Source organism: Nocardia sp. NPDC020380 (genome assembly GCF_044386975.1).
Classification (GTDB): Bacteria; Actinomycetota; Actinomycetes; order Mycobacteriales; family Mycobacteriaceae; genus Nocardia.
Window position 1 is genome coordinate 1 of record NZ_JBIRVQ010000026.1, and the last position, 19,249, is coordinate 19,249.

Consider the following 19,249-nt stretch of genomic DNA (forward strand, 5'->3'; position numbering starts at 1 on the left):
CAGCCCCGCCGACTACGAATCCGTTCACGCACCCGATAACATGGCTCAAGCCGCGTAATCACAAACCCCGTGTCCAACTTCCGGGGTCAAGGCCCTACCGACCATCCTCGTCATATGGGGCATGAATTCCTCGGTGTGGTCGAGGAGATCGGGGCCGAGGTGCGCAGTGTCGTACCCGGTGATCTGGTCGTGGTGCCGTTCACCTACTCCGACAACACGTGCGAGTACTGCCGGCGCGGGTTGCAGACCTCCTGTGTGCACGGTGGCGCGTGGGGTATGGGCGGTGTCGACGGCGGCCAGGGCCAGGCGGCTCGTATTCCGTATGCCGACGGCACGCTGGTGAAACTCCCTGTCGCAGAGGATTCCGAGTTGCTGCCGGATCTGCTCACGTTGTCCGATGTGTTGTGCACCGGCTATCACGCCGCCCACACCGCGGGTGTCTCACCTGGGGACGCTGTGGCGGTGATCGGTGATGGCGCGGTCGGGTTGTCCGCGGTCATTGCCGCGAAACTGCTTGGTGCGGAACGGATTATCTTGATGGGTCGCCACACACAGCGCACCGATCTGGGCCGCGAATTCGGTGCGACCGATGTCGTTGCCGACCGCGGTGAAGACGGCGTCGCCGCGGTGCGGGAACTGACCGGCGGCGGTGTCGCGCGGGTACTCGAGTGTGTCGGTCTCGCCGATGCCGTCACGCAGGCGGCCGGTGTGGTTCGCGACGGTGGCGTCATCAGCCGCGTCGGTGCGCCGCAATACCCCGCGATCCCTTTCGGTTTCGGCGAATTCATGCGCAACCTCACCCTCACCGGCGGGGTCGCACCCGCGCGCGCCTACATCCCCGAACTGCTGCCGCGCATTCTCAACGGCGAGATTCATCCCGGCCGCGTGTTCGACCGCACCGTCGGACTGGAGGACATCGCCGAGGGCTACCGGCTCATGAACGACCGTGAGGCGCTGAAAGTCCTGGTTCGCCCGTGAGCCGGTCAGGGCATTCCCGGCCATGCGAGGGTCTGTGCGGGCATCTCGGACTCGGTGGTGGTGAGCCGGCGAGGTTCGCCGTTAGCGTGCAGGCAGACCGGGAATGAAGCGATGCGGAGGATTCGATGCGTTCGAGCTCGTGTACGAGGACTGCCCGCGTGGGCCGGGGCAGTCTCGAGTACTGGAACGATCCGTTCACGCTGCTGTCCGCTACCGTCACCAGTATCGGACAGGCGCTCTCGGTATTGCCTATGGCACTAGGCAGTTCGGCGCGCTGACACCTTCGGCCGGGCGCGGGCGAAGCGGCGCATGAGCGGGACGTCGACCCATTGGTAGAGGATTGCGCCGAGTGCGGTCGAGATGAGCAGGCACAGCAGGGCGAAGCCGGCCCAGCCGAGGATGCCGAATTCCTTTCCGCCGATGAGGTATCGGGTCACCAGCGTCATGACCGGGAATTGGATCAGGTAAAAGGCGAAGGAGATATTGCCGAGCCAGATCATGCGCGGATGGGCGTTGAGGCCGCGGATTCCTTGCAGGTCGCGGGTTGCCATGGTGGCGACTACCGCGGTCATGGGGACCAGCAGCAGGACCGACATCTTGTAGTTCACCGGGACCACCCAGGTCGCCGCGTAGGTGAGGGCCAGCGACACCAGTGGCAGGGTGAGACCGGTATTGCGCCAGCGGCCTTCGAGCACCATGCGCGCGGCCAGGACGCCGAGGAAGAACTCGGGCAGTCGCGAAGGCGGGAAGTTGTAGCTGAGCCAATACGAGGGCGAGACCGGGATGTTCGGTTGTGCGAACCAGGCCGGTGAGGAGTGCAGCTCGAAATACGGTGAGGTGTTGCCCGGAACCAGCCGGGGCGCAAAGGTATTCGCGATGCCCTTCGGGCCGTCGATCCACAGGAAGTACGCGGTGTGCATCGCGACGATGCCCAGGAACAGCAGGCCCATCGTGAGCAGCAACCGGTTCGACGGAATCCGGCGGATCACCGGCAGCAGTAGCGGGAAGCTCAGGTAGAACAGCATTTCCGAGGCCAGTGACCAGGACGGGACGTTGAGCCCGCCGACGGTGGTCCATTTCGGCACCCAGGTGTGGATGAGCAGCAGATTCGGCACCCACACCACCAGCCGGTGCAGCGGCACGCTCGCCACCACGATGAAGGCCGCGGCAGCCAGCAGGTGGGTGGGATAGATCTTCAGTACACGTCGGCGATAGAAGGCCCGCAGGGTCGTGCCCGGCCGGAACGACCAGTAGATGATGAAGCCGGACAGCACGAAGAAGAACGTGACGCCCAAGGCGCCCAACTGCATCGGCACCCATTCGTGGATGTGCCGGAACAGCTCCGATTTCTGGAACGGGTACACCGGCAGGAATACCAGCGCGTGCAAGACGAACACCGCGAAGGCCGCCCACCAGCGCGCCCCGGTCAGCGAAGGCAGCGGCGGCCGCTCTCGTGAGGCTCTTTCCGCGGAGATTGCTTCGGGTGCAAGGAGATCCGGCGGTGGCGTGATGGTGTCCACGCGCACGTCGGGGCGCACTTCGGGCGGGCGAGTCATCGCACGTACCTTTCGTAGAGCGCATCGGCGACCACGGCGTCACCGGTGGGTGACGGGTGGAAGGGCAGTCCGCCGATATCGGTGCCGGGATCGAATACCCCGTTGACCCATGGCTGCGGCGAGCACAATCCGTGCCCGGCGGTGAGCGCACGCGCATCGAGGAAGTCCACGTTCAACAGTTGCGCGGCCTCGCGCTGCGCCTGGTCGATGTGGTTGAAGTAGTCGACGACGGTGCGCCCGCGCGGCTGGGTGAACGGGACGACGCCGAAGAAGTCCAGGCACACGCTGTCCTGGTCGGCCGGAACAACTTCCGGGTATCCCACGAGCACGATGTGCGCGTTCGGTGCGTAATAGCGGATGTAGGTCACCACATTGCGGATCCGGTCGGCGTAGGCCGCGCCGGACACCGCGTGCGCATCGGGCATGCGCCCGGCGCCGACCGCATCGGTCCCGCACCCATCGGCCAGGTCGAAGACGCATTTCTGCATTGCGTCCCAGAGCGTTTGGGTGCTACTCCCCCAGTGGTCGTTCAGCCCGAACTGCAAGGTCACCAATTGCGTCTTGGGCCCGAAGGCGCCGGCCTTGTCGGCGTCCTTGGCTTCGAAGCCCAGCGTGTATCCCGGTCCGCTGTCGATCGATGCTCCCGGACACGACGGGTTGGCCACCTGATCGGTGCCCTCGATACCCATCCGCGCACTCAACTGTGCGGGCCACGCAGTCGCGCCCCGTGCGCAGCTGTTGTCCGCGGGCATCAGGTCCAGGGCGTTCGCAGTGAACGAATCCCCCAGGACCACAAGCCTTTTCCCCTCGGGAGCCGAATCCGCGTTCGCTCCCGCCGCCACGGTGGTGGCGGCCGCGACGGCCGCCACCGCAGCGCACAACCACCGTCCGCTGTTACCCGACACCTGAATTACCCAGCTTCCTCAGTAACCGGCGTGCGGTTCGAACCCGGGCACATCCAGGGTCGGTGGCGCCTGTTTGGTCTGCGGTGCGGGCTTGGGGGCGACCGGTTCCCGGGCCGGCGCTTCCACGGTCGCGGGGGCCGGTTGTGGTTGGACCACAGGGGCTTGCGGGGCCTCCGGTGCGGGGGCGGGTGTGCTGGGGACGAGTGCTGCCGCGCTGGTCACCGGGGGCGGCGGCGCGGTCGTGGTGGTGGTCGCCGGAGCTGCGATCGTGGTGGTCGGTGTGGTACTCGGTGAGCTGTCGCTCGCCTTATCGCTCCCGCATGCTGTCGCCGCCGCGATCAGCAGGACGCCTCCGGCCACGGCTGCCGTGGTGCGCAGGACGAACACCCCAGGGGTGCGAAACTTCATTGAATCCTCGAATCGTGAACTGAAGTGCAAATCTTTCACTTCGGCGGGAGTGTACAACCACTACCCCGCGCGAAGTGTCACTTTCCGTAGCGGTCGTAGATCGCATCCGCGACGACCGCGTCCCCCTTGGTGGAGGGATGGAAGAACAACCCGTCGATATCGGTGCGCGGATCGGCGACCCCGTTCAGCCACGGTTCGGCCGAGCAGAGTCCGTGACCGGCGGTGAGCGCGCGGGCATCCAGGAAATCCAGGTTCAGCAGCTGGGCTGCTTCGCGTTGCGCCTGCTCGATGCGATCGAAGTACTCGACCACCGCACGACCGCGCGGCTGCACGAACGGCGCGACCCCGAAGAAGTTCAGGCACACGACATCCGTTCCGGACGGAAACAACTCGGGATATCCGACCAGCACGATGTGCGCGTTCGGCGCGTAGTACCGAATGTAGGTCACCGCATTGCGCATGCGATCGGCGAACAATGCACCGGACACCCCGTTGTAATCGGTCATTCGCCCCTGCGCGACCGAATCCGGCCCGCACCCGTCGACGAGGTCGAACACGCAGCCCGGCAAAGAATTCCACAGCGTCTGCTTCGATTGCCCCCAATGGTCGTTGAGCCCGAACTGCAACGTCACCAGTTTCGTGTTCGGCCCGAACGCCCCCGCCTTGTCGGCTTTCGCGGTCTCCTGCGCCAGCGTCCACCCCGGCCCGCTGTCGATCGAGGCCCCCGGACAGGACGGATCGACCATCTCATCGGTCCCGTACACGCCCATCAGATCGCCCAGCTGCGCCGGCCACGCCGTCTTGCCGTGCCGCAGGCAGCTGTTGCTCGGATCCATCAGGTCCCACGCGTTCGCGGAGAACGAATCACCCAGTACCACAAGCTCTTTCCCGCCGGGAGCACTGTCGGCCCCCGCCACGGACGCTCCGGTCGCCGAGACCGAGAGGGCGACCACGGTAGCGCACAACCACCGTCCGCCGTTGCCGAACACAGACTTCATCGAGACCTTCTGATCAGTATCTGAAGTGTTGACTTTCCACTTCAGCGGGGAGTGTACAAACCACTCCCCCCGATCCCACCCGGAATCGAAAAACTAGGCCTCCGACCGTGGCTCCGGGTGTTTCGCGCCGACGATGCGCAGGGCGAGGTCGACGTAGTAGTCGCCGAGGGCTTCGGGGGTCCAGGCGCCGTCGTCGCGGTACCAGCGGGCGATGTCGATGCCGAGGGAGAGCAGGGCGACGGTGGCCATGTGGGGGTTGGGGTTGTCGAAGGCGCCGGTGGTGACGCCGTGTTCGATGAGGGTGCGGACCTCGGCGTCGATGGTGTGGCGCAGGTCTTTGATCTCGCGCTGGTGTTCGGGGCTCAGCGCGGCGAGTTCGTAGTTGATGACGCGGGCGACGGTGTGGGCGCGGGCGTGGTGGATGGCGAAGTCGCGCATCAGGGCGACGAGCTGCGCGGCGGGGTCATCGGAGGAGGTGATCGCCGTGCGGATGAGTGCCAGGGTGTTCTCGTGGCCGGTGCGCGAAATCTGGTAGAGCAGTTCCTCTTTGGAGCGGTGGTGCACGTAGATCGCGGCGGTGCTGAGCCCGGCTATCGAAGTGACGTCACGGGTGGTGGAGCCGTGGAAGCCGCGTTCGGCGAACGCGGTCACGGCCGCTTCGAGCAGCCGTGCCCTGGTCTCGTCCGCTCGTGAGCGGTCCTCTGGTTCGGTCACCGGGTCAGTCTCCCATCCGCTCGGGCCGGGTCTCAGACCGCCAGCACGAGCTTGCCGGTATTGGCGCCGCTGAACAGCATGTTCAGGGTTTCGCCGAAGCGGGCCAGCCCGCCCTCGACGACGTGTTCGCGGCTCTGCAGGCGTCCTTCGGCCAGCCACTGGGCGAGCTGTGCGCCGGCTTCGGGGTAGCGGTCGGCGTAGTCGAAGACCACGAATCCGATCATGGAGGCGCGGAAGACCAGCAGCGACATGTAGCGCGAGGGTCCCGGCGGCGGCTTCTCCTCGTTGTAGGCCGAGATCGCACCGCACAGCACGACGCGCGCGCCACGACGGAGGTTGGCCAGTGCGGCATCGAGGATTTCACCGCCGACATTGTCGAAGTAGACGTCGATGCCCTTGGGGGCGGCCTCGCGCAGCTGGCGCAGCACGTTGCCTTCGCGGTAGTCGATGGCCGCGTCGAAGCCGAGTTCTTCGGTGAGCATGCGGCACTTCTCGGGTCCGCCGGCGATGCCGATGACAGTGGCGCCCTTGGCTTTCGCGATCTGCCCGGCGACGCTGCCGACCGCGCCCGCGGCCGCGGACACCACGACAGTGTCGCCTTCCTTCAGCTTCCCGACTTCCAGGAGCCCGAAATAGGCTGTCATGCCGGGCATTCCGAGCGCGCCCAGCCAGGTGGGTCCGGGTGCGGCGCTCAGGTCGACCTGCTGTACGCCGCGGCCGTCGCTGATGGCGTATTCGGTGACGCCGAAGGTGCCGCTGACCGAGTCACCGACGGCGAAGTCCGGGTGGGTGGATTCGACCACGGTGGCGATGTCCAGCGATCGCATCACCTCGCCGATGCCGACGGGCGGCAGGTAGGAGCGGACGTCGTTGAGCCAGCCGCGCATGGCCGGGTCGAGGGAGATGTAGGCGATCTTCACCAGGATCTCGCCGGGTTGCAGGTCGCGCAGTTCGGTGGTGGTGAGGGTCCACGTGCTTTCGGTGGGCAGGCCGGTGGGCCGTTCCGCCAGGAGTATCTGCTGGGTCTTCGTCATAGGGTGACTCCTTCTCGGCAGGTCGAATTCAGTTGTCCGGCAGGGCCTTGCGTCCCCAGGACGGGTCGCGGCGGCGCAGTTCGCGCTGGGCGATGGTGCGCTTGTGCACTTCGTCGGGGCCGTCGGCCAGGCGCAGGGTGCGCACGTGGGCGTACATGCTCGCGAGGGGGAAGTCGTCGGAGACTCCGCCGCCGCCGTGCACCTGGATGGCGCGGTCGATCACCTTCAGCGCCACCTGTGGTGCGGCGACCTTGATGGCGGCGATCTCGGTGCGCGCGTTCTTGTTTCCGACGGTGTCCATCAGGTAGGCGGCCTTGAGGGTGAGCAGGCGCGCCATCTCGATGTCGATGCGGGATTCGGCGATCCAGTCCTGGATATTGGCGCGGTTGGCCACGGGTTCACCGAAAGTGACCCGCGACTGGGCGCGGTCGATCATCAGGTCCAGTGCCCGTTCGGCCATGCCGATGGCGCGCATGCAGTGGTGGATGCGGCCGGGACCCAGCCGCGCCTGGCTGATCATGAACCCGTCGCCTTCGCCGGCCAGCAGCGCGGTGCGCGGTACCCGGACGTTCTCGAAGACGACCTCGGCGTGGCCTTCTCGGTCCTGGTAGCCGAAGACGGGCAGGCCGCGCACGACGTGGACGCCGGGGGTGTCGAGCGGGACGACCATCATGCTCTGCTGGCGGTGCACGGGTGCGTCGAGGTCGGTCTTGCCCATGACGATGAGCACTTTGCAGTTGCGGTGCAGGGCATTGGAGGTCCACCATTTGCGCCCGTTGAGCACGTAGTCGTCGCCGTCGCGGTCCATGCGCAGCTGGATATTGGTGGCATCGGAGCTGGCGACGGCGGGTTCGGTCATGGCGAAGGCGGAGCGGATGTCACCGGCGAGCAAGGGCGCCAGCCATTCCCGCTTGTGCTCTTCGGTGCCGAACAGGGTCAGCACTTCCATATTGCCGGTGTCGGGTGCGCTGCAGTTGGTGGCTTCCGGCGCGAGATGCGCGCTGCGGCCCATGATCTCGGCCAGGGGCGCGTATTCGGAATTGGTCAGGCCCGGGCCCCATTCCGGGTGCGGGTGGAACAGATTCCACAGTCCGCGTTTCTTGGCCTCGGTCTTGAGTTCCTCGATGATGGGCGGCTGGAAGTGCGGGTCGCCGGCGTCGGTCATCTGGGCTTCGTAGACCGATTCGGCGGGGTAGATGTGCTCGTCCATGAAGGCGAGCAGATCGTCGCGGTAGCGCTGGGCCTTCTCCGAGAGCTCGAACATCTCTACTCCTGTTCGTGGTTCGTGGTGTGGCGCATGCGAGATCAGTCGCGGCCGAGGGGCAGGTCGACGAGCTCGGCCAGGACCGAGCGGTGGTAGGCGGGGCTGCCCAGCCCGATCTGGTCGGCCTTGGCTCGCTTGAGGTACAGGTGCACCGGATATTCCCAGGTCATGCCGATGCCGCCGTGTAGCTGCACGGCTTCTTCGGCGGCGTGCACCGCGATCTCACCGCAGTACGCGGCGGCGACGGCGGTGGCGACGGCGGCGTCGGGGTCCTCGGTGGCGAGGGCGCCGGCGGCGTATCGGGCGGTGGCACGGGCGGATTCGAGTTCCACGTACAGGTCGGCGAGCCGGTGCTTGAGCGCTTGGAATCCGCCGACCACGCGCCCGAACTGCCGCCGGACCTTCAGGTACTCGACGGTCGTGTCCAGGCACCAGCCCGCGACGCCGGCTTGTTCGGAGGCCAGCAGGGCCGCGCCGGTGGTCAAACCGGTACGCAGCGCGGCCAATCCGGCCCCGGCGGCCACGACGATCCGGCCGGGCGCGGAGTCGACGGTGATGTCGGCGAGAGGCCTGGTCATATCGAGGGAGACCACGGGATCGATCGTCACGAGCGAGGCTTCGAGAGCATGGACCTCGGTCCCCGACTGTGTCTGCACCGCTGCGAGCAGTACATCGGCGTCGAGTGCCCCTGCCACGCTGGTGATCCGGCCCGAGAGCCGTCCGTCGGCGTCCTTGACGAGGGTGGGAACCTGCTCGACGGTGGCGGCGGAGAACGGCGCGAGCAGCGCTGCGGTGGTTTCCCCCGCGGCGAGCTCACCGACGAGTTCGGAATCTCCCGCGAGCAGCACGGTCGCGGCGATCACGCTGCTGGTCAGGAACGGGACCGGTGCGACGTAGCGTCCCAGTTCCTCCAGCACCACTGCGGCATCGCGAGCGGATCCGCCTGCGCCGCCACGGTTTTCCGGGATCAGCAGTCCGGCCAGTCCGAGTTCGGTGCTGAGCGGTTTCCACAGCGCCCGCGTCAGCGACCGGTCTCCCGCGTAGGCGGCCAGCACGGAGGTGGGATCGCATCGCTCGGCGAGCAGGCTTCGGACCGCCGCGCGCAGTGCCGTTTCGACGTCGGTGTCGAGCAGCAGGATGTCCTCGCTCATCGGATGAGGTCCTTCCAGGCGATGTCCTTGTCGGCGCGCGCTTCCGGTGGCAGGCCCAGCACCCGTTCGCTGACGATATTGCGCATGATCTCGGAGGTGCCGCCCTCGATCGAATTGCCTTTGGCGCGCAGATACCGGTAGCCGGCGTCGCGTCCGGCGAAGTCGACGCGGTCGGGTCGCACCATGGTCCAGTCGTCGTAGCGCAGGCCGTCCTCGCCGAGCAGTTCGAGTTCGAATCCGCTGAGCTGCTGGTTGATTCGCGCGAACGGCAGTTTCAGGGCCGAGGTCTCCGGTCCCGGCGCGCCGGCCGCGACGCGCTGGCGCAGGCGGGTGCCGGCCAGTCGTGCGGCCTCGGCCTCCACCCACAGTCGCAGCAGCCGGTCGTGTAGTTCGGGGGTGTGCTTGTCGGCATTGTTGCGCCAGGTGCGGGTGACCGCGCCCAGTATTCCGCTCTCGCGCGGGACCGGGCGTCCGCCGATGGCGACGCGCTCGTTGTTGAGCGTCGTGTTCGCCACCCGCCAGCCGTCGCCTTCCTGTCCGAGCCGATTGGCATCGGGGATGCGCACATCGGTGAGGAAGACTTCGTTGAATTCGGCTTCCCCGGTGATCTGGCGCAGTGGCCGCACATCCACGCCCGGATCGGTCATATCGCAGATGAAGTAGGTCAGCCCGGCGTGCTTGGGCCGGTCGGGATCGGTGCGCGCCACCAGGATGGCTCGTTGTGCCTTGTGCGCCACCGAGGTCCATACCTTCTGCCCGTTGACGATCCAGTCGTCGCCGTCGCGCACCGCGCGGGTGCTGACCGCGGCCAGATCGGAGCCGGCGCCGGGTTCGCTGAACAGCTGGCACCAGATCTCCTCCCCCGCCCACAGCGGCCGCAGGTAGCGGCGGCGCTGTTCCGGTGTGCCGCAGGCGAGAATGGTCGGCGCGGCCATGCCGAGGCCGATGCCGTTGATCTCGGCATTGTTGCCCGGCGCGCCGGCCTGCTCGAACAGGGCGTCGACGAAGGGTTGCAGTTCGCGGTCGGCGCCCAGTCCGCCGAGTCCCTCCGGGTAGTACACCCACGCCAGGCCCGCGTCGAAACGGGCGCGGTGGAAGGTGATCGGGTCGGTGGTGGCGGGGTCGTGTGCGGCGAGCAGGGCGGTGACGCGGCGTTGCAGATCCTCGCGTACCGCTTCGGGATTCGGCCCACCCGTCGCCCGACCGCCACCCCTCATCGAATCGCTTCGCGATGCTGTTGTCATTCGTTCTCCTGCAGAGCGGCGATTCCGGCGCGCAGGAGTGGATCCACCATGTCCCCCACGCCGTCGAAACCGGATCCCACGGTCTGGCCGTGGATGAATCGGTAATAGATGCCCTCGGCGATCACCGCGAGCTTGAACGAAGCGAGTGCGACATAGAACCCGATATGGGTCAGGTCGCGCCCGGCCAGGCGCGCGTACCGGTCGAGCATCTCGGCTTCGGGCAGGAAGCCCGGCGCCGCGGCCACATCGGTCACGCCGGGAATGTGGCGTTGCCCCATGCGCTGATAGACCAGCAGCAGGCCGATATCGGTGAGCGGGTCACCGAGGGTGGCCATCTCCCAATCCAGTACGGCCGCAACCTGATCGCGGTCGTCGATCAGGACATTGTCGAGCCGGTAGTCGCCGTGCACGATCCGCGCCGCCGATTCCGGCGGTTGCCGCTCGGCGAGCAGCTCGTGCAGTTCGACGGCCGCGGGCAGGTCGCGGGAGAAGGAGGCGTCGAGTTGCTTCTTCCAGCGCCGGACCTGCCGTTCCAGGAATCCCTCCGGCCGCCCGAAATCGACGAGCCCGACCGTGGCCGGGTCGACGGTGTGCAGGGCGGCGAGGGTATCGATCAAACCGGTAGACACCGTTGTCGTCCGGTCCGCTCCCAGCTTTTGCAGCTGGGCAGCCGTGCGGTAGGGCGTGCCCACCACGAGTTCCATCAAATAGAAAGGCGCGCCGATGATCTCGGTGTCCTCACACAGCGCGTAGGTGTCGGGCACCGGAACGCCGGTGGTGGCGAGGGCGCTGATCACGCGGTGTTCGCGGGCCATATCGTGTGCGGTCGCCAGCACATGTCCCAGCGGCGGGCGGCGCAGCACGAACGCCGTTGCCCCATCGCTGATCTCATAGGTCAGATTGGATTTGCCACCGGCGATGAGGCGCCCGCGCAGCGGCCCCTTCGCCAGATCCGGCCGTTGCGCCGTCAGCCAGTCGGTGAGCTTGTCCAGATCCAGGCCCGGCAGCTCGCTCGCCGTGTGTGAACCGCTCATCTGGTCCTTCCCGATTCAGTTCTTGGGTCCGCCGGCCACGTAGATCACCTGGCCGGAGACGAATCCCGCTCCCTCGCTGACGAGGAAGGAGATGGTGTGCGCGATGTCCTCGGGCTGTCCGGCGCGGTTCACCGGAATGGTCGCCACCACAGCCTTTTTGAAGTCCTCGAACGGCACCCCGACCCGGGCTGCGGTGGCCGCGGTCATCTCGGTTTCGATGAAGCCGGGGGCCACGGCGTTGGCGGTGACGCCGAACTTGCCGAGTTCGAAGGCCAGGGTCTTGGTGAAGCCCTGCAGACCGGCCTTGGCCGCGGAGTAGTTGGCCTGACCGCGATTTCCCAGCGCCGAGGTGCTGGAGAGGCTGACGATGCGGCCCCACTTCTGGTCGATCATGTGCTTCTGCACCGCGCGCGACATCAGGAACGACCCCCGCAGGTGCACGTTCATGACGGTGTCCCAGTCGTCGACGGACATCTTGAAAAGCAGATTGTCGCGCAGGACGCCGGCGTTGTTGACCAGAACGGTGGGTGCGCCCAGTTCGGTGGCCACGCGGTCCACGGCCTGGGCGACGGCGGCCTCGTCGGCGACGTCGGCGCCGACGGCCAGGGCGCGGCCGCCGTTCTGCACGATCTCGTCGACGACGGGCTTGCAGGCGTTCTCGTCGAGATCGATGACGGCGACGGCCATTCCGTCATCGGCGAGCCGGCGTGCCACGGCCGCGCCGATCCCGCGTGCTCCACCCGTGACGATCGCGATCCGCTCCGGCTGGTTGCTCATTACTGCCTCTCCTTCGAGTGATGTTGCGGCTGAATGATGTTCGGGCGCTGCGGCAGGTCGGCCACGGCGTGGGGAGTGCGGGTCAGACGCCGCCGGTCAGGGTGACGCCGCCGTCGATGACCACGAGTTGCCCGGTCAGCCAGCTCGCGTCCGCGGAGAGCAGGAAGGCGACCACGCCGCCGATGTCCTCGGGCACGCCGAGGCGCTTGAGCGGATAGGGCGCGGCCACTTCGTCTTCGCGGCCCTCGTACAGCGCGCTGGCGAACTTGGTCTTCACCACGGCCGGGGCCACGGCATTGACCCGGATGTTGGGGCCGAGTTCGACCGCGAGTTCCTGGGTGATGTGGGTCAGCATCGCCTTGCTGGAGCCGTAGAACCCGATGCCCGGTGCGGGCTTGAGCCCGGCGACCGAGGAGACGTTCACGACCGCGCCGCCGTGCTCGTTCATCCACGCCTTGTAGATCTGCTGCACCCACGACAGCGCGGCCAGGCAGTTCACGTTGACGATCTTGCGGGCGGCGTCCAGGTCGAGTTCGACCATCGGCCCGAAGACCGGGTTGATGCCGGCATTGTTGATCAGCAGATCGGCGCTGCCGAAGGTGTCGATCGCGCGCTCGATGGTCTCCACCTGGTGAGCGATGTCGTCGGCCTTACCGGCGACGCCGAGGGCGTGGGCGGCACCGCCGAGCTGCGCGACCGCCTCGTCGAGGGCGTCCTTCTTGCGCGCGGTGATCACCACTTTCGCGCCCTCGTCCACCAGGCGCTGGGCGATGCCGAGCCCGATGCCCCGGCTGGCGCCGGTGACGATCGCGGTCTTGCCGTCGAATCTGTTCACAGAGTGGTCCTTTCGGAGCTTGGGCAGAACTTACTGAGCGCTTAGTAATTCATGGCCACCATGCGGGACGCAAGCCTCACAGGTCAAGGGCGTCGGCGCACGACTTCAGTGTGACTCGTGACACATCGAAGCCCGTGCGCGGCCCCCACCAGGCACTACGCGGGTGTTATCGAATCCGGATTCAGGTTTCAGGCGTCGGGGGCACTGTCCAGCAGATGCTGCTGGTAGCGGCGCATACCCGAGAGCCAGCGGTCGTAGTCGTCGCCCTTGCGGCGATACATTTCCAGGACCTCCGGGTGCGGGAGGATGAGGAATCGCTCCTCGTCGAGGGCGGCCATGACGACCTCGGCGACCTCGTCGGGGGTCAGGACCACACCCGCCGAGGTGACCGCGCGGGTCGCCGCTTCACCCAGGGCATCGCCGGAGTTCTGGCCCGCGCGCAGCAGCGCGGTCTCCACGCCCATGGGGCACAGACAGCTGACGCGGATGCCGCGGTCGCCGTAGGTGACCGAGAGCCATTCGGCGAAGCCCACGGCCGCGTGCTTGGTGACCGAGTATGCGGCCGAACCGATCTGGGTGAGCAGGCCGGCCGCGGAGGCGGTGCCGATGAAGTAGCCCTCGCCGCGCTCGAGCCAGCCCGGCACCAACAGTCGCGCCGCGCGCACGTGCGCCTGCAGATTGACATCGATGGCGGTGAGCCAGTCCTTGTCGTCCTCGCCCAGGCCGACCGGGCCGGCGACGCCGGCATTGGCGAAATACAGATCGACCGGGCCGAATTCGACCTCCGCGCGGGTGATCAGCGCTTCGATCTCGGCGGCGTCGGCGACATCGGCGCCGACCGCGACGGCCGCGCCGGGAGTGTCCGCGTCGATGGCCGCCACGACGCGCGCGGCGGCATCACCGTCGAGATCGGCGACCACGACCTTCGCGCCGTCGCGCACCAGCCGGGCCGCGAGCGCGCCGCCTATGCCCCCGCCGCCACCGGTGACCACCGCAATCTTCCCCGCGACCTGCACGAGTTCTCCTTCCGAGCCGGAGACGCGGATCCGGCAGCGGATCCGCGTCGATGATGTCGCCTGTCTACTCGCCCCGGACACCGCATTCAAGGCCCCTGATTTCGGTGTGTCACCGACGGTCGGCGAAGATCAGTGCGGCGCTGCGCCTTTCGCCTCGTAGTTGAACTCGGCGTCAATTTTGCATACCGTGAGCCCCATCCCGGACCGAGCACACGGCATGCGACGTGGAGGAAACGTGACCGCACGAGATCTGCTCGCGAACTGGCAAGCATTGGGCAGCCGACAGGTGCCCGCCAATGGCATCGAACTGCGGGTCGTCGAGCACGGCGAGGGTGCGCCGGTGGTGTTCTGCCACGGCTTCCCCGAACTCGGATTCTCCTGGCGGCACCAGGTTTTCGCGCTCGCCGACGCGGGCTTCCGCACCCTGACCCCGGATATGCGCGGCTACGGCGGCAGCTCGCGGCCCGCACGCGTCGAGGACTACGACCTGCTGACCATCAGTGCGGATCTCGTCGGATTGCTCGATGCTGCCGGGCTCGAGGATGCGATCTTCGTCGGCCACGACTGGGGCGCCTCGGTGGTCTGGCAGCTGGCGCGCGCCTATCCCGATCGCGTGCGCGCGGTCGCCGGGCTGAGTGTGCCGGCCACACCGCGCTCCTCGGCCCCGCCGGTCCCCATCCTGCGCAAGCGCCTCGGCGAGGACTTCTACATGGTGTGGTTCCAGGAACCCGGCGTCGCCGATCCGGTGCTGGACAAGAATGTCCGCCACACACTGCTGCAAGACGATGTGCTCAGTGCACGCAACTTCCTCGACACCGACCGCCCCGAACCGCCCCTGCCCGCCTGGCTCTCCCCCACTGAATTCGATTACTACGTCCAGGCTTTCACCACGACCGGGTTCACCGGCGGTCTGAACTACTATCGCACTCTGGACCGCACCTGGGAGCTCACCGCGCACCTGGCCGATGTGAAGATCACTCAGCCGTCGCTGTTCATCGCCGGTTCCACCGATCCGGTCATCCGGTTCACCCCGCTGGCGAAGATGCCGGAGATGCTGACCGATCTGCGCGGCTCGATCATTCTCGAGGGCGCCGGCCACTGGATTCAGCAGCAGCGGCCGGCGGAGGTCAATGCCGCCCTCATCGATTTCGCGCGCGCGGTCGCCTGATCAGACCGCGGGCGCGGTCCGCAGTTCCAGTACCCCGTATTCCGGGCCGACTCCCGCGGCCGCGGTCGCGGCAATGCGCGCGTCGAGCCGCTCGGCGATATCGTCCGGGAACGGCGCCGGGCGCCGCGATTGCAGATCGACGTTGACGGCGAGGAATTCGAACGAGTTCGCGACCTCGCTGGTCGAGAGGTTCAGCAGGTACGAGATTCCGTGCAGGGCTTTGCCGGTCCGCCCCAGATGGCCGACGTGAATCGAAACCTCGTGCCCGACAAGTACTTCGCGCAGGTACCGGACGTGCTGTTCCTTGGCGAAGGACCCGAACTTGCCGGCGTGGGGTCCGTAGCCGAGTTCTCGGTGCATCTGCCACAAACCCTCACCGTGCAGCCCGTAGTAATGCATCACGTTCATGTGACCGTTGCCGTCCTCGAATTCGGGCGGGATGACCCGGTCGAAGGAACGCAGAAGTTCGTGCGCTTGCGCGAAGGACGGTAAAACCGCAGTCATGAATTCTCTCCGGGTTTCAGCTGCAGCCCGTTGATCCACAGCTGGGTCAGTGTCGTCACCAGCTTCTCGAACGAGATGCGTTGGTTCTGAACGAAAACCATATACGCCATACGACTCACCATCGCCGACAAGGCATGCGAAGTGATCATCGGATCCAGATCGGCGGCGGCCTGCCCGGATTCCTGCAGCGTACGGATCAGCCGCGCATTGCGTTGCGCGAAGGCGCGGCCGCGCTCGACCCGCATGCGCCGGAAATTCTCATCGACCTGCGCGACCTGCTCGAACAAGGCCATCAAACGCGCATTGCGCTTGTAGGACAGCAGATAATCGCGGTTCGCGGCCTCGATGAGCGCCGCCACATCGGTGGTCCCGCTGCGTTCACGCACATGCGGATGCAGCATCTCCTCCGACACCTGTTCGACCAGGGCCGCGAAAATCTCTTCCTTGCTGTCGAAGTAGGTGTAGAACGAACCCGACGCCATCCCCGCGGCCTTCGAGATATCCGCGATTCGCGCATCCAGATAGCCGTCGCGTTCGAAGACCTCGCGCGCGGCCGAGATCAGCGCAGCGCGGGTCCGCACTCCCCGCTGGGTACGCGGCGCCACTCGACCGGATTCGCTCACAGCCAGCTACGGTACAACGGTGACCGGCCAGCGCCCGGATCGCACCAACCGCACCGCCACCGACCCGATCAGCCGATGTCCCGCCTGCTGCGAGGCGCCCACCACCACCGCATCGGCACCGAGTTCATCGGCGGCCTTGGACAGTTCCGTATACGGATCACCGCGGCGGGTCAGGAATTTCCAGCGGATGGTGAACACGTCCTCCACCCGCTCGACCGCCTCGCGGATCTCCTGCACCAGTTCGTCGGCGATATCGGTGGTCAGCGCCTGCACGTCCGCGCCCATCGCGGTCACCATCGGCATCCACGGTTGCACGTACACCACCGCGAGCATCGCCCGCTGCCGCCGCGCCAGACCACCCGCGTAAGCGGCAGCCCGCCAGGAAGATTCGGATCCATCGACGCCCACCACGATCACCAGTGGACCGTCGGTACCCAATTCGAAGCCGGATGCGCCCTGCGCTCCGGGAGTCGTAGGTTCGGCCACCACTTCACCCTAGTCTGTACGACTCACCGGCCGCATCAAGCTCGGGGCGGAAACGGCGCTGTCGAGGCTGTGCAGGCTCGCCATGGGCGGGCGATCCGCGAGGGAGACCGTGCTGACCGTGCGCCGCCAGGACGGGCCGTCGGGGTGGTATTGCACCAGGCCGGCGCCCGAATCCAGGATGCCGAGCCGGTCCAGGAGAGTGGCGACCAGCTGGCGGCTCATGACGGCCAGTTCATGGGTGGGGCGGTTGCGGTGTATGCGGGTGCCGAGGTCGACCTGGGCGATGGCGTGCGCGCCGCGACGCTGCCAGGTGTCGAGCAGGATGCCGATCTCGACGCCGTAGCCGGGCGCGAAGGGGATGCTGGTCAACAGGTTTCGGGTGGCCGCGTATTCGCCGCCGAGAGGTTGCAGTACTTCGCCGAGTTCGGGGGCGAGCGCGGCGAGCAGCGGACGGGCCGCGAGCTGGGTGACGCGGCCGCCGCCATCGACCTCGCCGGGCATTCCGGCGGCGAGGGGACGCCGGTAGCAGCCCTTGACCAGTGCGATGTCGTCGTCGAGCAGGAGTGGGGCCAATAGCGCCGGGACGAACAGTGGGCTCGGCGCCAGCAGGTCCGAATCCACGAAGACGATCAGATCGCCGGTGGTCACGGCGAGTGACCGCCACAGCACCTCGCCCTTGCCGGGCCGTACCGGGATGCTCGGGATAGCTTCCTCGCGGGTGTAAACCGCGGTGGCACCGGCGGATTCGGCGATGCGCACGGTGTCGTCGGTGGAGCCGGAGTCGACGACCACCAGCTCGTCCACCAGGGTGCCCACCAGGTGGCGGATGGAGGCGAGCACGCCGGCGATGGTGGCCTGCTCGTTGAGCGCGGGCAGCACCACCGACACGGTGCGCCCGCCTTTGCGCGCGATCAGGTCGGGCACTGACGAATGATGGTGGAACCAGCTCACTTCGGCGGAGCCTCTCCGATACGTCATCGGACTGTCCTTTCAGCGGAGTCGAGAGCGGTGGTGCGCCACGCCGGCCAGATCTCGGACCATGAGCGGAGCGGGTGCTCGCAGCGGAAGATGACGAGGTGGCGGGTGATGCCCGGGAAGCCGAGGGGGTCATCCAGCCCGGCTACCGGCTGCACGGTGCGAAAGTCCCGGTGCAGTGCCGATTCCGACGCCGCCGAACCGACGTAGAGCACGGTGGTGGCGGTCGCCGGTGGTCTGCCGAAGTAGGCGAATCCACGATTCGGGCTGAACACCGGTGGCAGATCGACGCCGAGTTGATCCAAAGCCGAGGCCTGCCAATAGGTCTGGGCGATGACGACGGCTTGCGAGCGCTCCTCGGGCGGCAATTCGCTGGCCGCGGCAGACACGTCGTCGACGAGTTCGTTCCAGCCGTCCATACCGAAAAGCCGCATGCGAGCCGATACTCCCTGCTGGGAGTTGGTGGGTTCGTGCAGTGCCGATGCGGGCAACGGCAGTATCAGGATCACGGTCACGGCAATGACCACGGCTACCACTACGGCCATAGCGCCGATCACTGTGCGCCACAGCCGGTGTTCGCGCTCGGTCCACCACACCGCGCCCGCCGCCAGCAATACCGGAAACAATCCCGCCAGGTAGTAGGGCCGCGAATCGGTGATGATCACGAACAACGCCTGCACCAGCACCATGACCGCGACGAACCGATACGCCCGCCCGCGGGCCGATCGCAGCAGAAACCACAATCCGCCGAAAACCAGTGGACTTCCGAGCACCCCGAGCAGCAGCGCCCACTGCACCGGCAGCCCGATCACTCCCCCGGTAGCTGCGCGCTGTTCGTTCGCGATCACCGGTCCCATCGCCAGTTGCGGCCAGTCATGCCGCGCCTGCCATCGCAGGCTCGGTGCCACGGTGAGCGCCGCTACCACCACTGCCATCCACAGCGCCGGACGCCGAAACACCGCGCGCGGCCCGAACACGAGCACGCCCAGCACGATTCCCACCCCGAGCACCGGCAACAACAGCTTGATCTGCAGATCGACCACGGCACACACCGCCGCCCACACCAGCAGCCGATCCTCACGAATACGAGCCCAGCGCACCAACATCCATACCAGCAGCGCCGAGAACGCGGCATCGAGCGCGAAGGTCGACAAAGTCGCCGCCGAGGTGATCAGGAACGGACTCGTCGCAAACGCGACCGCCGCCAGCCGCTGTGCAGCTTTCCCACCGCCGAACTCCCGCGCGATCCCCGCGCACACCCAGATCGCGACAATCCCGCACACGATCGATGGCATCCGCAACGCCACCAGCGATTCCGGCTCGATCCACGCAATCCCCCGCGCTAGCAACGGCACCAACGGCCCTTGATCGGCATACCCGACCGCGGGCCGCCGCCCCGCCGAGAGGAAGTACAGCTCATCCCCGAAGTAGCCATAACGCCCCGCCCGCAGACACAACAGCATGGCCGCGATCCCCGCGATCGCACCCACCGCCCGGACATTCCACGCCGGCAGCGCATCTTGTGCCGGCCGCGCCCGCTGTGAGCCGTCGATCCAATCGCGATCCGGTGCCTCCGGCT

General features: G+C 67.1%; 20 protein-coding genes. 2 read left to right on the forward strand and 18 right to left on the reverse strand.

What is annotated here, in order from left to right; genetic code table 11:
- The first annotated feature begins 57 nt into the window (after positions 1-57).
- Complete coding sequence (locus tag ACH438_RS43455; protein WP_397016835.1) at positions 58-978, forward strand: zinc-binding dehydrogenase; 921 nt, start codon at positions 58-60, stop codon at positions 976-978.
- Positions 979-1,235: 257 nt separating this feature from the next.
- Here the strand turns inward: ACH438_RS43455 and ACH438_RS43460 are convergent, their stop codons facing one another.
- The 13 genes from ACH438_RS43460 to ACH438_RS43520 all read right to left on the reverse strand — a co-directional run bounded on the left by ACH438_RS43460 (position 1,236) and on the right by ACH438_RS43520 (position 13,914).
- Positions 1,236-2,534 carry an acyltransferase family protein gene (locus ACH438_RS43460; RefSeq protein ID WP_397016631.1) on the reverse strand — a complete coding sequence of 433 codons (1,299 nt, stop codon included), beginning with the start codon at positions 2,532-2,534 and terminating at the stop codon, positions 1,236-1,238.
- Entirely contained in the window at positions 2,531-3,439 is a 909-nt protein-coding gene (locus ACH438_RS43465) for an SGNH/GDSL hydrolase family protein (protein ID WP_397016633.1), read from the reverse strand. Before ACH438_RS43465 ends, ACH438_RS43460 begins: the two co-directional genes overlap by 4 nt.
- Before the next feature lie 18 nt (positions 3,440-3,457).
- Positions 3,458-3,847, reverse strand: coding sequence for a hypothetical protein (locus ACH438_RS43470; protein WP_397016635.1), 390 nt, complete (start codon positions 3,845-3,847; stop codon positions 3,458-3,460).
- Between the two features lie 77 nt (positions 3,848-3,924).
- Positions 3,925-4,845, reverse strand: coding sequence for an SGNH/GDSL hydrolase family protein (locus ACH438_RS43475; protein ID WP_397016637.1), 921 nt, complete (start codon positions 4,843-4,845; stop codon positions 3,925-3,927).
- Positions 4,846-4,938: 93 nt separating this feature from the next.
- Positions 4,939-5,559, reverse strand: coding sequence for a TetR/AcrR family transcriptional regulator (locus ACH438_RS43480; protein ID WP_397016638.1), 621 nt, complete (start codon positions 5,557-5,559; stop codon positions 4,939-4,941).
- 32 nt (positions 5,560-5,591) lie between these two features.
- Positions 5,592-6,593, reverse strand: a complete 1,002-nt coding sequence (locus ACH438_RS43485; RefSeq protein WP_397016640.1) for an NADP-dependent oxidoreductase — start codon at positions 6,591-6,593, stop codon at positions 5,592-5,594.
- 28 nt (positions 6,594-6,621) lie between these two features.
- Positions 6,622-7,857 carry an acyl-CoA dehydrogenase family protein gene (locus ACH438_RS43490; RefSeq protein WP_397016642.1) on the reverse strand — a complete coding sequence of 412 codons (1,236 nt, stop codon included), beginning with the start codon at positions 7,855-7,857 and terminating at the stop codon, positions 6,622-6,624.
- A 41-nt stretch (positions 7,858-7,898) separates the two neighbouring features.
- Positions 7,899-9,008, reverse strand: coding sequence for an acyl-CoA dehydrogenase family protein (locus tag ACH438_RS43495; protein ID WP_397016644.1), 1,110 nt, complete (start codon positions 9,006-9,008; stop codon positions 7,899-7,901).
- The gene (locus ACH438_RS43500) at positions 9,005-10,225 is read right to left on the reverse strand and encodes an acyl-CoA dehydrogenase family protein (RefSeq protein WP_397016837.1); all 1,221 of its coding nucleotides are present in this window, start codon (positions 10,223-10,225) and stop codon (positions 9,005-9,007) included. Before ACH438_RS43500 ends, ACH438_RS43495 begins: the two co-directional genes overlap by 4 nt.
- Positions 10,226-10,248: 23 nt before the next feature.
- Positions 10,249-11,286, reverse strand: a complete 1,038-nt coding sequence (locus ACH438_RS43505; protein ID WP_397016646.1) for a phosphotransferase family protein — start codon at positions 11,284-11,286, stop codon at positions 10,249-10,251.
- A 15-nt stretch (positions 11,287-11,301) separates the two neighbouring features.
- Positions 11,302-12,063 carry a 3-oxoacyl-ACP reductase FabG gene (fabG, locus tag ACH438_RS43510; protein WP_397016648.1) on the reverse strand — a complete coding sequence of 254 codons (762 nt, stop codon included), beginning with the start codon at positions 12,061-12,063 and terminating at the stop codon, positions 11,302-11,304.
- Positions 12,064-12,145: 82 nt separating this feature from the next.
- Positions 12,146-12,898, reverse strand: a complete 753-nt coding sequence (locus ACH438_RS43515) for an SDR family oxidoreductase (RefSeq protein WP_397016650.1) — start codon at positions 12,896-12,898, stop codon at positions 12,146-12,148.
- 188 nt (positions 12,899-13,086) lie between these two features.
- Entirely contained in the window at positions 13,087-13,914 is an 828-nt protein-coding gene (locus ACH438_RS43520; protein ID WP_397016652.1) for an SDR family oxidoreductase, read from the reverse strand.
- Positions 13,915-14,149: 235 nt separating this feature from the next.
- Between ACH438_RS43520 and ACH438_RS43525 the strand changes: the two genes are divergently transcribed.
- Complete coding sequence (locus ACH438_RS43525; RefSeq protein ID WP_397016654.1) at positions 14,150-15,082, forward strand: alpha/beta fold hydrolase; 933 nt, start codon at positions 14,150-14,152, stop codon at positions 15,080-15,082.
- Here the strand turns inward: ACH438_RS43525 and ACH438_RS43530 are convergent, their stop codons facing one another.
- From ACH438_RS43530 to ACH438_RS43550, 5 genes are read right to left on the reverse strand one after another with little or no spacing between them, the layout of a single operon-like run.
- Positions 15,083-15,586, reverse strand: coding sequence for a thioesterase family protein (locus ACH438_RS43530; protein ID WP_397016656.1), 504 nt, complete (start codon positions 15,584-15,586; stop codon positions 15,083-15,085).
- Positions 15,583-16,209 (reverse strand): TetR/AcrR family transcriptional regulator, encoded by a 627-nt coding sequence (locus tag ACH438_RS43535; RefSeq protein WP_397016658.1) that lies wholly within the window; start codon positions 16,207-16,209, stop codon positions 15,583-15,585. Before ACH438_RS43535 ends, ACH438_RS43530 begins: the two co-directional genes overlap by 4 nt.
- A gap of 6 nt (positions 16,210-16,215) precedes the next feature.
- The gene (locus tag ACH438_RS43540; RefSeq protein ID WP_397016660.1) at positions 16,216-16,695 is read right to left on the reverse strand and encodes a universal stress protein; all 480 of its coding nucleotides are present in this window, start codon (positions 16,693-16,695) and stop codon (positions 16,216-16,218) included.
- 9 nt (positions 16,696-16,704) lie between these two features.
- A complete protein-coding gene (locus ACH438_RS43545) occupies positions 16,705-17,673 on the reverse strand; it encodes a glucosyl-3-phosphoglycerate synthase (RefSeq protein ID WP_397016662.1) in 969 nt (322 codons plus the stop codon).
- On the reverse strand, positions 17,670-19,160 hold the full coding sequence (locus ACH438_RS43550) for a glycosyltransferase family 39 protein (protein WP_397016664.1): 1,491 nt from the start codon (positions 19,158-19,160) through the stop codon (positions 17,670-17,672). Before ACH438_RS43550 ends, ACH438_RS43545 begins: the two co-directional genes overlap by 4 nt.
- Between the last annotated feature and the right edge of the window lie 89 nt (positions 19,161-19,249).

What these genes read in the sequence shown, in the direction of transcription:
- ACH438_RS43475 (WP_397016637.1), bottom strand. Translation starts at nt 4,845, where the DNA reads ATGAAGTCTGTGTTCGGCAACGGCGGACGGTGGTTGTGCGCTACCGTG.
- fabG (WP_397016648.1), bottom strand. Translation starts at nt 12,063, where the DNA reads ATGAGCAACCAGCCGGAGCGGATCGCGATCGTCACGGGTGGAGCACGC.
- ACH438_RS43470 (WP_397016635.1), bottom strand. Translation starts at nt 3,847, where the DNA reads ATGAAGTTTCGCACCCCTGGGGTGTTCGTCCTGCGCACCACGGCAGCC.
- ACH438_RS43545 (WP_397016662.1), bottom strand. Translation starts at nt 17,673, where the DNA reads ATGACGTATCGGAGAGGCTCCGCCGAAGTGAGCTGGTTCCACCATCAT.
- ACH438_RS43490 (WP_397016642.1), bottom strand. Translation starts at nt 7,857, where the DNA reads ATGTTCGAGCTCTCGGAGAAGGCCCAGCGCTACCGCGACGATCTGCTC.
- ACH438_RS43500 (WP_397016837.1), bottom strand. Translation starts at nt 10,225, where the DNA reads ATGAGGGGTGGCGGTCGGGCGACGGGTGGGCCGAATCCCGAAGCGGTA.
- ACH438_RS43485 (WP_397016640.1), bottom strand. Translation starts at nt 6,593, where the DNA reads ATGACGAAGACCCAGCAGATACTCCTGGCGGAACGGCCCACCGGCCTG.
- ACH438_RS43505 (WP_397016646.1), bottom strand. Translation starts at nt 11,286, where the DNA reads ATGAGCGGTTCACACACGGCGAGCGAGCTGCCGGGCCTGGATCTGGAC.
- ACH438_RS43530 (WP_397016656.1), bottom strand. Translation starts at nt 15,586, where the DNA reads ATGACTGCGGTTTTACCGTCCTTCGCGCAAGCGCACGAACTTCTGCGT.
- ACH438_RS43495 (WP_397016644.1), bottom strand. Translation starts at nt 9,008, where the DNA reads ATGAGCGAGGACATCCTGCTGCTCGACACCGACGTCGAAACGGCACTG.
- ACH438_RS43460 (WP_397016631.1), bottom strand. Translation starts at nt 2,534, where the DNA reads ATGACTCGCCCGCCCGAAGTGCGCCCCGACGTGCGCGTGGACACCATC.